At 56.7% G+C, this 13657-nt stretch carries 7 protein-coding genes and 1 pseudogene; 6 read left to right on the top strand and 2 right to left on the bottom strand.

The genetic code is table 11. From position 1 onward, the window contains the following. Positions 1-117 precede the first annotated feature (117 nt). Together Q0510_RS14935 and Q0510_RS14930 are read right to left on the bottom strand one after the other, a co-directional pair. Positions 118-1014 (bottom strand): glycerophosphodiester phosphodiesterase family protein, encoded by an 897-nt coding sequence (locus Q0510_RS14935; RefSeq protein ID WP_298713360.1) that lies wholly within the window; start codon positions 1012-1014, stop codon positions 118-120. A gap of 128 nt (positions 1015-1142) precedes the next feature. Further along, the gene (locus tag Q0510_RS14930; protein ID WP_298713357.1) at positions 1143-2156 is read right to left on the bottom strand and encodes a LacI family DNA-binding transcriptional regulator; all 1014 of its coding nucleotides are present in this window, start codon (positions 2154-2156) and stop codon (positions 1143-1145) included. A gap of 252 nt (positions 2157-2408) precedes the next feature. Here Q0510_RS14930 and Q0510_RS14925 point away from each other — a divergent pair, with 252 nt between their 5' ends. From Q0510_RS14925 to Q0510_RS14900, 6 genes and pseudogenes are all read left to right on the top strand, one after another. Continuing rightward, positions 2409-5570, top strand: coding sequence for a TonB-dependent receptor (locus tag Q0510_RS14925; protein WP_298713354.1), 3162 nt, complete (start codon positions 2409-2411; stop codon positions 5568-5570). Between the two features lie 20 nt (positions 5571-5590). Next, positions 5591-7162, top strand: coding sequence for a RagB/SusD family nutrient uptake outer membrane protein (locus Q0510_RS14920; RefSeq protein WP_298713352.1), 1572 nt, complete (start codon positions 5591-5593; stop codon positions 7160-7162). Positions 7163-7165: 3 nt separating this feature from the next. After that, positions 7166-8056 (top strand): DUF5017 domain-containing protein, encoded by an 891-nt coding sequence (locus tag Q0510_RS14915; protein ID WP_298713349.1) that lies wholly within the window; start codon positions 7166-7168, stop codon positions 8054-8056. Between the two features lie 8 nt (positions 8057-8064). Then, a complete protein-coding gene (locus Q0510_RS14910; RefSeq protein WP_298713346.1) occupies positions 8065-9750 on the top strand; it encodes a sodium:solute symporter family protein in 1686 nt (561 codons plus the stop codon). Further along, on the top strand, positions 9747-12293 hold the full coding sequence (locus Q0510_RS14905; RefSeq protein ID WP_298713343.1) for a glycerophosphoryl diester phosphodiesterase: 2547 nt from the start codon (positions 9747-9749) through the stop codon (positions 12291-12293). The genes Q0510_RS14910 and Q0510_RS14905 overlap by 4 nt, the downstream gene beginning before the upstream one ends. A gap of 110 nt (positions 12294-12403) precedes the next feature. Further along, a pseudogene (locus tag Q0510_RS14900) lies at positions 12404-13657 on the top strand (hypothetical protein); the annotation flags it as partial.

The raw sequence follows: 13657 nt of genomic DNA, 5'->3' as shown, positions 1-13657 counted from the left end.
AAGAATACCAGTTTTTTAACATAATCCATGGTATGCGGGGACAGGGGCTGCCTTTATCTTGACGAATGTAAGATATTTTCCCGTAGTTATCCCCGGCGGGTTCTTCTCCGAAAGCGATTAACGGTGTTTGCCTTTCTTCTGCAGGTAGGCAACGAGCTCCCCCGGAAGGTCTGTTTGCACGATGCCGGTGAGCGGGAAGCTGGCGAAGAATCGGTCGAACCCGGTCCCGGGCTTTTCTTTTTCTTCTTTATCGAATGTCCCGAGCGCGTTCATCCAGACGCGCGCGCCCGTGGCGCGGACTTCTTCGGCAATCTCTTTGCTGTAGAAGGTTTCGTCGAGGTGCAATGCGGGGAAAAGGCCGTAGCCCAGCGTTTCCCTGGTGGCGGCGGCATTCCGCACGCGGGGCAGGATGGGGATGAAGGCGTTGTGCGCGAGCAGGGTTTTGGCGTCCGGGTGGTCGTACAGGAAAAAGAGCACGTACGGCATCATACCGGTCTGCTGGATGAGGAGGTAGGCGTCTTTGGCGGCGTCGATGCCGTCCACTTTAAAGTCCACATCCACGAGGATCCTGCCTTTTGCTGCCAGCAGCGCGTCTTTGAACGTAGGGATCCGGTGCCGGGTGGGCTGGCCGTTGTGCAGGAGCGGGAATTGCTGCAGTTGCGCGAGCGTGTAATCGGCCACGGAGCCCTGCTGGCCGGTGGTGCGGGTGATGGTGCGGTCGTGCATGAGCACGAAAATCCCGTCTTTCGTGCGTTGCACGTCCAGCTCTGCAATATCCGCCTGCAGGCCGATGTTGTCGATCTTCACGCCGCCATCCACCTGCAGGCGGATGGCTTCTTCGATGGAGGCCAGCGAGTTTTCCGGGAAATCGGCGTGCGCGGCGCGGTGGGCGGCCACGAGCACGTATTCGGGATGGCGGCGGAGATCTTTCAGGATACTGTCGGCCCGGGAGCTTTGCGCGTTGGCGGCTGAAAAGGAAACAATCAGGAATAAGGCGGCGAGCATGCGTTTCATGGTAATGCGTGGATAGTTTAATGCCGGCAAGATGCGGCGATTTCCCGGGAAATCCCCCGGAGGGATGTTGCTTTGCTGTTAAATATATTGGTTTTGCCGTTCCCGGGCAAGTGGTTTCGGCGGGCCGGTCAGGAAGATTTGCGGACGACCAGTTCCGTTTTCAAGACTTTGATGATCGTTTTCCAGTCGGCCACTTCGCGGTTGATCTGGTCGATCAGCAGCTGGGCGGCGGTCCTGCCGATTTCACGGACGGGTTGGGAAACGGTGGTGAGCGGCGGGTCGATGAGGCCCGACACGAAATCGTTGCTGAACCCGACAACGGCGATGTCTTCCGGCACGCGCAGCCCGCGCTTGCGGATCACCTGGATGGTTTCGATGGCGGTGGGATCGTTGACGGCGAAGATGGCGTCGGGCGGATTGTCGAGGTTGAGCAGGTGGGTGACGTAGATCTTTACCTTTTCGATGTTGAGGTCGTAGGAGATGAGCAGCTCCTCGTCGTAGGGCACATTATGCTTGCGCAGCGCGGCTTTGTAGCCGTTGATGCGTTTTTCGCTGATCTTGAGGGAAAAAGGGCCGGCCAGATGGGCGATGCGCTTGCGGCCCGATTCGATCAGGTAATTGACGGCCCGGTACGCGCCGTCGTAATCGTCCACGATCACTTTGGGAACTTCCATTTCGTCGCACACGCGGTTGAAGAAGACGATGGGGATCCCTTTGCGCTGGAAGATCTTCAGATGATCGTAGTTCAATGTTTCCTTGGTAATGGAAACCAGGACGCCGTCGACCTGGTTGGCCAGCATCACGCGCGTGTTGGCCACTTCGGTTTCGTAGCGCTCGTCGGACTGGCAGATGACCGTCGTGTAACCGGCTTTGCTGGCCACTTCCTGCGCGCCGATGATGGCGGTGGGAAAGTAGGAGCTTTTGAACTCGGGGACGATGATGCCGATCGTATTTGTTTTTTTGGTAATGAGGCTGATCGCAAGCATATTCCGCTGGTAGTCCAGCTTTTCGGCCAGTTCCAGCACGGCTTGCCTTGTTTCCGGTTTTACGCTCTTGTGGCCCGTCAACGCCCTGGAAACAGTGGATTTGGACAGGTTGAGCTCCTTCGCGATATCGATAATGGTTACCTGGTGCCTTTTCATGCTGCTAAGAAACAAATTATTTCCATTCGTGGGAACATTCCCGCAAATTGGGAATGTTCCCAATTTGGAAAAGTCATTTTTTTGTTCGCGGAATAGTTGTTAGTTGTAATCTTTGGTGTTCAACTAAATTCACACGTATGAAAAAGGGGTTGCTTACCGTCGGCTTTCCGGCGCCGGCTTATGCCACGTTTACTGAATGTTCCGTTTTTACCGCACAGTACGCATAGTTCACACTAAAACACGTTGGTTTTTATGAATGCAAAGATCATTTTACTGCTGTTGATGTGTACGGTGCTTATCCGGACTACCTATGCACAAACACAGCCTTCCCAGGGCCAGCCGCGCACCATCACCGGGAAGATCACAGACATGGGAGGGGAGCCGCTCCCCGGGGTCACGATTGTCCTCAAAGGCGGTACAACAAATGCCATGACCAATGACGAAGGCGTCTATTCCATCCGCATCCCGCAATCCGCCGAAGCGGTGCTGGTGTTTTCCTTCGTCGGTTTCCACACCAAAGAAGCCCGGCTCGCGCCCACGGCCACGGTTTATAACACCAAACTCGAACCGTCCGTGAAAGGATTGAACGATGTAGTGGTGATCGGATACGGCACCGTAAAGCGCAAAGACCTCACAGGGTCCGTAGGCGAAGTGAAAATGGGCGACCTCCAGAAAGCGCCCGTTGCCAGCTTCGAACAGGCGCTGGCCGGAAGGGTGGCAGGGGTGCAGGTTTCGGCGGCCGACGGGCAGCCAGGCCAGGGCATGCAGATCGTTATCCGCGGCAACAACTCCGTAACGCAGGATAACTCGCCGCTGTACGTGATCGACGGTTTCCCCATGGAAAGCCCCGACAACAACGTCATCAATCCCGCGGAAATCGAATCGATCGAAGTGTTGAAAGATGCGTCGGCCACAGCGATCTACGGCGCCCGCGGCGCCAACGGCGTCATCATGATCACCACCAAAAAAGGCAAGATCGGCGCGCCCGTCGTGAATTATCAGACCTGGGTGGGCATGATGCAGAACATCCGCCAGCAGAAAATGATGGACCCCTACGAGTTCGTCAAATACCAGCTGGAAATGAACCCCACGCTCTATACCCCCATCTACCTGAAAGATGGCAAAACACTGGAAGATTACCGCAACGTAAAAGGCATCAACTGGCAGGACCAGGTGTTCCGCGATGCCCTGGGGCAAAATCATAACATATCCCTGCGCGGCGGAACCGACAAAACAAGGTATTCCATATCCGGGAACGTCTTCTCGCAGGACGGGATTATCATCAACAGCGGTTTCCGCCGCTACCAGGGCCGCGCCGTTATCGACCAGACCATCTCCGATAAAGTAAAAGCCGGCATCAACCTGAACTATACCGGCACCAAAACTTTCGGGGTTTTCGCCAACAGCACGGTGAGCGGCCCGGCTTCCGGGCCCACGGCCAGCCTCATGTACAGCGTGTGGGGCTTCCGGCCGGTAACGGGCGATGACGAAAGCGACGGCTCCCTGCTCGAAGAGCCCTTCGATCCCGATGTGGACCCGTTGAGCGAATGGCGCATCAACCCGATCATCTCCACCCGCAACGAATACAATCCCGCTTTCAACAATACGTTCATCTCGAACGCATATGTTGAGATCAAGCCGTTGAAGTATTTCACACTGCGGATCACCGGCGGAATGACCAAAATCAATATCCGCCGCGAAATATTCAACAATTCGCAGACCCGCCTCGGCAATCCGAAAAGCAGTGCGCAGGGCGTGAACGGTTCGCTCGACAATACCGAGATCACCAACCTCCTCAACGAAAATACCCTCAGCTATGTGCGCACTTTCAACAAGAAGCACAGCCTGAACGTGGTTGTAGGCGCCACCGTGCAAAAAATCCGGTCTTACCGCCACGGTTTCGTTTCCACGCAGGTGCCCAACGAAGCGCTGGGCATGAGCGGGCTCGACGAAGGCATCGTTTCCACCTCGCCCAGCGAGAAAACCAGCAGCGCGCTGGCTTCCTTACTCGGGCGCGTAAATTACACCTACAACTCGCGGTACCTGTTTACCGTGTCGTTCCGCAAAGACGGCTCTTCCAAGTTTGCGGCGGGCAATAAATGGGCCGGTTTCCCCTCGGGCGCCTTCGCGTGGAGGATCAGTGATGAGCCTTTCATGAAAGACATCAACTGGATTTCAGACGCCAAGGTGCGGTTGGGGTACGGCATGACGGGCAATAACCGCGTTGGGGATTTCGCCTACTACCAGTCCCTGCAGATGTTCATTTACTCCGGTTATTCTTATGGCAATAACATGGAAGCGGGCATAATTCCCAATAACCTCGGCAACAAAAACCTGAAGTGGGAAACCACGGGGCAAACGGACGTCGGGGTAGACCTGGGTTTCTTCAACAACCGCGTTGCGCTGACGGCGGATTATTATAAAAAGAACACCCGCGACCTGCTGCTGCAGGCCACGCTGCCCGGTTCCACTGGTTACCTGAGCGGGATCCGCAATGTGGGGGAAGTGTCGAACCAGGGTTTTGAATTCACGCTGAATACGACCAACGTCCAAAGCAAGAAATTCAGCTGGACGTCCAATTTCAACATCTCCTTCAACCGCAACAAAGTAGTGCAGCTGAACGAAGGCGAGCCCAGCTACCAGTCGCGCATCACCTGGGGCAACTTCAACAATGCGTTCCCTTACATCGCCATTCCGGGCAAACCGATCGCGCTGTTTTACGGGTTCCTGTTCGACGGGGTGTACCAGTACAGCGATTTCAACAAGCTGCCGAATGGTTCCTACGTGCTGAGGACCGACGTGCCGAACAACACCATGCCGCGCGCCAACATCACGCCCGGGCATATAAAATACAAGGATATCAACGGCGACGGGCAGGTGGATAACAACGACCTCACCATCATCGGCAATCCCAATCCGAAACATACGGGCGGTTTCTCCAACAACTTCGCCTATGGCGGGTTTGACCTGAACGTATTTTTCCAGTGGAGCTACGGGAACGACATCCTCAACGCCAACCGCATCGAGTTCGAGGGCGGCGACGTGGTGAGGAATTACCTCAACATGTTCAAGTCGTTCGAAAACCGCTGGACGCCGGAGAACCAGACCAACGAGCTGTACCGCGTGGGCGGACAGGGCCCGCAGGTGTACTCTTCCCGCACGATCGAAGACGGCTCGTACCTGCGGCTGAAGACCGTGGCCCTGGGGTATACCATTCCGCCCGCCGTGCTCCGCAGGGCGCATATCAAGTCACTTCGCGTATATGCCGCGGCGCAGAACCTGTACACCTGGACCAACTACACGGGTCTTGATCCCGAGGTGTCGGTACGCCATTCGGCGCTGACGCCGGGCTTCGACTGGTCTGCCTATCCCAAGGCGCGCACGCTTACTTTGGGCCTGGATCTTACTTTTTAATGACTGAAAAATTTATGCAGATGAAGCATCGCATCCTCATATGTTTATTGCTCGCGGCCGGGTTAGTGGGCGGCTGCAAGAAGTTCCTGGAAACGGAACCGGAAGATTTCGTGACGCCGGATAATTATTACAATACAGAAGCCGATTTGCGCCGTGCGCTGAATGGCGTTTACAACCGGCTGATCGACAATTTCGGGCGGATGTATTCCCGGGGGCTCTTCAGCTATTTATCTATCAGCGACGAATCCTTTTACAAGAACATCACCATCAATAATATCAAGGTTATGGAATTCGACGCGGGCCAGCTCGACGTGGGCCGTTTCTGGGAAACGTGCTACCAGGGGATCGACCGGGCGAATTTGTTGCTGGAGAATGTGAATAAGCCGGTGATGGATGAGAACCGCAGGAATATGATCCGTGGTGAAGCGTTGTTCCTCCGGGCGTATTATTTCTTTTTGCTGGTGGATAATTTTGGCGGCGTTCCGCTGAAACTGGTGTCCACCAAATCCCCGACCGACAATTACCTGGCGCGTTCCACCGTGAAGGAGGTGTATGCGCAGATCGTAAAAGATATGAAAGAGGCGGAAGGGCTGGTGAGCGATATCAGCAATTATTCCTACAACGAAACCGTTACGAAAACCGCCGTGCAGGCGATCCTTGCGCGGGTGTACCTCACGATGGCGGGCGAGCCGCTGAAGGAGACGGCCAGGTATAAGGATGCGCTGGATTACGCGGATTCCGTGATCGCTTCGGGCCGCCATTCCCTCAATCCCGATTACAAACAGATATTCATCAATCATTCCCAGGATAAATACGACCTGCAGGAGTGCCTGTGGGAAGTGGGCATGTTCGGCAACCAGCTCGGCAGCTCGCAGCTGGCCGGCGCGGTGGGGATTGAAAACGGGCTGGAGTGCCCGGACGACAAAATCGGTTACAGCGGCGGGGGAATCCATCCCACGGCGCGGATGTTCGAAATGTACGAAGCCGGCGATCTCCGCCGCGACTGGGCGATTGCTCCCTACAAATACGTGATATCGAACGGAGTGACGTCCAAATCCAATTACACGGACGCCCAGGTGTATGAACGCACCATCGGCAAATGGCGCCGCGAGTATGAAACGGCGACGCCTAAGAACAGGACCTACAATTCCACCAATTTCCCCGTTATCCGGTATGCGGATGTGCTGCTGATGAAGGCGGAAGCGGAAAATGAGGTGAACGGTCCGAATGCCGCGGCATACGAGGCCCTTAACCAGGTGCGCAGAAGAGGTTACGGCAAACCACTGGGAACAGCAGATGCCACCGCGGATGCACCCGCGGGAATGGGTAAGGACGTTTTCCGGACTTTTCTGCAGGATGAGCGCGCCCGGGAGCTGGCGTTCGAAGGCATGCGCAAGCACGACCTCATGCGCTGGGGCCTGTACCTCGACAAAATGCGCTCCCTTACCGCGGAAATCACCCTTACCGCACCTTCGGCCTGGCGATACGCCGGCAATGCAGCGAAAAACGTGACGGAGAGGAACCTGGTGTTCCCCATCCCGAACACAGAGATCACGGTCAACCATCTCATCATTCAAAACCCGAACTGGTAAATCATGCGCAAGCTTTTATATACACTCGCCGCCGCCATGGCGCTGGCAGCCTGCCAGAAAGATAACGTGGAGATGCCCGGATTCGAAGTGCAAACCGCCTCCATGACCTATAAAGCAGGCGATACCGTACGGTTCAGCTTCCAGGGCAATCCTGACAATATCACGTTCTATTCCGGTGAACCCGGTCATAATTACGAATTCCGTAAAAGGACAGACGCCGCCAACGATCTGCAGATCAACTTTAATACCTGGGTGCGGTTCGGGCTGATTTATCCCAACCTGCAACTTATGGTTTCCAACGATTTCAACGGCAAAGGCACTACGGAAGACGTATCCGCGGCCACCTGGACCGACATTACCGACCGCGCCGTATTTTCTACCGGCGTGGACCAGACGCCCTCCGGGATCGTGAGCCTGAAGGAATTCACCCGTCCGGTAAAGGACTCCGCACTGGTGTACGTAGCCTTCCGCTACACGGATTATAAAAAACCGCAGGGGCAGAATAGCTGGGTGGTGCGTACCTTCAGTGCCAACAACGTGTCGGACGACGGGGTGGTGACGCCCCTGGCCGTGATGAGCACCGGTGGCTGGCAGAAAGTAGACTTTAAGAATACGGCCACTTCCTGGACGATCACTTCGGCGCAGTTGCTGATGGCCAATGCCAATGCGGCTGCGGAAGATAACGAAGACTGGGTGATCTCCCGGGGCTTCAATCCCTGGCAGATCGCGCCGGATGTGGGCACGGCATTGAAAAACATCAGCACCCGCCTCGACGGCCATAGTTACGTATACGCGAAGCCCGGCACTTACAAAGTGGTGTTCGAGGCCTCGGCGGTGCGTTACAACGGCGAAAAGCGCCTGACGCGCGAAATCACTTTAACCATTACACCTTAAGCAGGATCATGAACGTAGCGATCGATACATCGGTAATTGTAGTTTTCTCGGTATTCATCATGCTGGTGGGCTTTTCGTTCTCCCGGACGGGCCGCAACCTGAAGTCGTTTTTCGCGGCGGGGGAAGCGGTGCCCTGGTTCATCGGCGGCCTTTCGCTTTTTATGAGCTTTTTCTCCGCCGGCACCTTCGTGGCCTGGGGCTCCATCGCTTACAAGTACGGCTGGGTGGCGGTCACGATCCAGTGGACCATGTGCATCGGCGGCCTCGTAACCGGCCTGTACCTCGCGCCCAAATGGAAAGCCACCGGCAACCTGACCGCCGCGGAGTTCATCCGGGAGCGGCTGGGCGTGGGCGTGCAGCAATCGTACATCTACATTTTCATGGCGGTGTCGTTGCTCATCAAGGGATCGGTGCTGTATTCGGTGGCGCGGCTGGTGAGCTCCTCGCTGGGCTTTCCGCTCATGCCGAGCACGGTGGTGCTGGGTTTGCTCATGATCGCGTATACCGCCGTGGGCGGGTTGTGGGCGGTGATGGTGACCGATATCCTGCAATTCGTTATCCTGACGGCCGCTGTATTGATCATTATTCCCCTGGCGTTTGATGCCGCGGGGGGCGTGGATAGATTTTTGAATTTCTCGCCCGAGGGTTTTTTCGATGTCGTGAATGGCGAATATACCTGGGGTTTCATTTTTGCTTTTGCATTATACCACATCTTCTACATCGGCGGCAACTGGACGTTCGTGCAGCGCTACACCAGCGTGGATACACCGCGTTCCGCTTCGAAAGTGGCGTACCTCTTCGCGGCGCTGTATATCATCAGCCCGGTATTATGGATGCTGCCGCCCATGTTGTACAAACTGATCGATCCCTCGCTGCAGGGCGCCGACACGGAAAATGCGTACCTGATGGTCTGCAAGCACGTATTGCCGGCAGGTTTGATGGGCCTCATCCTCACCGGGATGTATTTTTCTACCTCCGCTTCCGCCAATACTGCGCTGAACGTGGTGTCCGCCGTATTTACGAATGACATCTACAAGGGGCGTATCAATCCCGCCGCTTCGGATAACCGGTTGATGTATGTGGCGCGGTTGTCGTCGTGGTTTTTTGGTTTGGGGATGATCGCCGTGGCGCTGATCGTTCCCTACATCGGCGGTATCGTGGAATTTACGCTGAGCATCGCGGCCATTACCGGCGGACCGTTGCTGGCGCCGCCGATCTGGGCCTTGTTCTCCCGCAGGCTTACGGGAAAGGCCACGATGTACATCACCGGGCTGAGCCTCGCGGCTAACCTGCTGTTTAAGATCATCCTGCCCCTCACTTCCGGTATCCGGCTGAACCGTGCCGATGAAATGCTGGTGGGCGTCGGTTTGCCGTTCCTCATGCTGCTGGCTTTTGAATTGTACGCCAGGTGGAAGGGCGGGGAAAGTGCTGAATACCTGCATTTGCAGCAGGTGCGGGCGCAGCGCAAGGTGGGAACGAAAATTACAGATCCCGAAGAAGCGGCCGCTATCCGGCAGCAGAATATTTTCGGGTTGAAGGTGATATCTTTCTCACTGGCGTTCATCGCTGTTTTACTGTATATCCTTTGCTTCTTTGCGGCGGGAAGCGCTACGCTGGTAGCGGTGATCGCCACGATTATCCTGTTACTCGCCCTGATTCCGCTGAGGGCGTCCATGAAGAATTCTGCGTCATGAAAATAAAATTCCCGATCATATGCGCATTGTGCGGCCTGACGGCCGGAAGCGCCGCCGCGCAGGAGCGCGTGTCGCTGGAAAGCAGCGCCCTTCGCCTGGGCTGGACCCAGTCCGCTAAGGGTTATGCCCTGCAAAAGCTGTCCGTCAAACGCAACGGCAGCTGGATGGACCTGCCGCATGCCGGCGGGGAATACACGCTGCTGTTTTCGGCCGCGCAACCCCCGAAAGAGCCGCAGCCGGTGCTGGATGCCGCGGGCAATATGATCAATTTCCCGGAAAGCATTTACCGATACGTCATCCCGTTGTGGAAAGAACTGACGGGCCCCGTGCAACTCAATACCGCCGGGGAAGCGCTGCACTTCTATCCTTCCGGCGTAAAAGCGGAAGGGAAGGGGCAGGCTTTTGCATCGGAGAACGCCCGCGCATCGATGCGCGCCCTCTGGCAAACGGACCCCGCTTTCCCCACGGATGTAACCGTGACCATACAACTGACCGCCAAAACCGATGGATACTTCTCCATCGCCACGCCCACGCTGGCCACCTGGCCGCAGAACGGTTTCGCCTGGGCCGGGATCCCGGGGTATTATCAAAGCAACGCCGTGGAGAAGGATTTCATCAAATCGGCGGTGTATATGCAGGGCATTCCCGATAAGCCGCTGATCGTCCGCGACCGGGCCGCATCCACGCTTTCGCCTTTCATCGAAGGCAAGAACCGCGTTACGCTCGCCGTTACCGCGGCGCCCGGCACCGCCCGCGATCCCTGGGCCGATAAGACAAAAACACAAACTGTGTGGCGCCTGGGCCTGTCGCTCATGAACCGAAAAGGCGAGCTGACGCCCACGCTCTATCACCCGGTTCTCGGGGAAGAGGGGTCGTATCTCCAACGCGGACAAACCGCCGAATTCTCCTTCCGCTACACCCTGCAGGACGCGGATTGGTACCAGGTTTACAAACACGCCGTCAACGATATTTACCGGTTCCCGGACTTCCTGGCGCTGAAAAGCACCAAACGCTCGCTGACAGACCGCATCCTGGCAATGCACCGCTACGTCACCAACGATTCTACCTCGCTGTGGCGCACCGAAGATTTCAATAGCATGAAGATCGGCGCGCAGGCCTATCTCGGCGGGGTGCACGGCTCGGAAAAAGACGCCATGAAGAATTCCGATTACGGCGCCATGTGGATGCTCGCCGGCATCATGAACGATCCTGTGCTGAAGGAAACACGTCTTCCCTATGCCCGTAATTTCAAACTGCAGCAACAAACCGTAGCGCCCGGGTTTTTCCATGGCGCCGCGGCCGGGCAATACTACCTCTCCAAAAGCAAGCGCTTCACCGAAGAGTGGGGGCCTTACGTGGAGCCCATCGGCACTACTTACTACGTGTTGATGGATGCGGGCAACATCCTGCTGTTCAACCCGGGCGATGCCGCCATGAAAAAGGAAGTAGCCGCCGCAGCCGAACGCCTCCTGGGCTGGATGGACGAACAGGGCCGCTGGCAGGTGGCTTACGACCAGGCCACACAGGCGCCCATATTCCGCGAAGTGGAAGATCTCCGGCCAACTTTCTACGGCTTGCTCATCGCTTATAAAATATTACGCCAATCCCGATACCTGGAAGCCGCACGGAAGGGCGCGGACTGGTTCGTTCGCCACGCCGTGGATTCCGGCAGGTTCCTGGGTGTTTGCGGCGACACGCGTTTCGCGCCTGACTTTGCCACCGCCCAAAGCGCCCAGGCATTGCTGGAGCTGTATGAAGTGACGAAGGAAGAAAAATACCGCGATGCGGCGATCAAAACCGCTAAAATGTACACCACTTCCATCTTCACCCATCCCATTCCCAACGGCAAAACAAAATGGGTAAATGGCGTGGAAAGAAAAGATTGGGAAATCAGCCAGGCGGGCCTGAGCTTCGAGCATGGCGGCACTTTCGGCAGCGCCAATTATCGCGGCCCGATCCTGCTGGCCAGTCATGCCGGGATGTTCGTGCGGATGTTCGCACTCACCAAAGATTCACTATTCCTCCATATGGCCAGGGCCGCCGCGCTGGGGCGCGATGCTTTCGTGGATGATGCCACGGGCGTAGCTTCTTATTATTGGGATGTGATGAACAAAGGCGCGGGCCCGTACCCGCATCATGCCTGGTGGCAGATCGGTTGGATCACGGATTACCTGCTGGCTGAAGCGGAGATGCGCTCGGGCGGGAAGGTGGTTTTCCCGAGAGGGTTTATCACACCGAAAGTAGGGCCGCATCAATCCTACGGCTTCGCGCCGGGAAAGGTGAACGGCAAACCTGCGAACCTGATGCTGCGGCAGGGGTTGATACAATGCGATAATCCTTACCTCGATTATTACTGCGCCCTCAGCACAAACGGGAAACAACTCTTCCTGATACTGCTCAATAACGACGATCAGCCGATGAGCACGACCGCAAAAGTTGATTTCAGCAGGTTGACGGATAAGCCTGTGGCGGCGAAGAACAGCTACCCGGTGCAGATTGCGCCGTATGGCATACAGGTCGTGGAGATCAGTTTACGGAAGTAGAGAAATCAGCTGAACGCTGTAGCGGCTTCCGGCCGGAGATACCGGTATGCCCGGATGGGCCATCTTTTCACTAAATTTTATTGCCCGACATGAAGTCGTTCCTGATAAGTATGATGTTATGCGCAGGCGTTTTTGCATCCGCGAAAGCGCAGCGCAGTTATTTCCTCGAAGCGGAAGATTTCCGCATCCGGGGCGGTTGGATCGTGGAGAAGCCACCCGGCGGAGGCGTCTCCAACCACCAGGTGTTGCGCGTGGTATCCGGACAAGTGAAAGCCGCCGACGCATTGACCGTCATCAAAATCGCCGAGCCGGGTTCTTATACCGTCTGGGCCCGCACGATCGATTATCCGCATGACCGTCCGGGTACGCGCCTGTTCCAGGTGATGCTGAACGACGTGCCGCTGGAAAATGAATGCGGCCGCCACGGCAAGGAAGGTTATCACTGGGAGCAGGCGGGCGTCGTTCAACTGGCGCCCGGCGAAAACGTTGTGCAGCTGCGCGACAGCCGCGGGAATTTCGCCAGGGTAGATGCGCTGTTCCTGACATCGGAGAACATCCGGCCGGAAGGCACCACGCCATCCCGCTACAAAACCCCGCACGAAACGATCACGCCCACGCCCGCCGCGCAGCCGGTGTTGCCGGTGGTGCAGGTTCCTGCAAGCGCCCCGGTGGCGGCCAGCCTCGAAAACGAATTCCTGAAACTGGAATGGCGGAAAGGCGAACACTTTGCCGCCCGCACGGCGGTAAAACGCAACGGCAGCTGGGAATACCTGCCCGGTTCGCTGGAAGAACACCGCGTGATGCTCCTCAGCGCCGTCAACCCCCAAATCACCTTCGGCGGCTTCTTCCCCGGGTGGAACGGCTCCAAAGGATACAGCACTTTCACCTGCAAAGGCAAGACTTATACGATCATGGAGCCTGCCAACCTGATGAACCCGTTTCTTTCCGGAACACTAACGGCATTTCATGCCATTTCGGTAACGCAGGTGGAAAAAGGAAAGTTGCAGGTGCGCTACCAGTCGGCGGACGGCCAGGCGATTACCGGCGAATGGACCCTCCGGCCCGGGCACCGCCACTGCCGGCTCGATCTGCAGTTCACGGCGGATAAACCAGCGTATTACAGCCTTGTGGTCACCGCATTCCAGGGTGAGGCGCAACAAAACGTATCCAACATCCTGTTGCCGCCCATGTTCCAATACCAGCGCATCCCCGAACAGCCGCTGATACTGCCGAGCGCCATGATGCCGCAACCGGTGGCCATTACGGAACGGAAAGACAATCATGTCGCGCTCTTCATTTCCGGCACACCCGACGGCTTCCCGCTCGATTGGGCCATGGCAGGAACCTCTGTGATGGGATTCGGC

Source organism: uncultured Chitinophaga sp. (genome assembly GCF_937874145.1).
Taxonomy (GTDB): Bacteria; Bacteroidota; Bacteroidia; order Chitinophagales; family Chitinophagaceae; genus Chitinophaga.
Note: the sequence above shows the minus strand (reverse complement) of the source record. Positions and strands in the feature narration are given on the sequence as shown.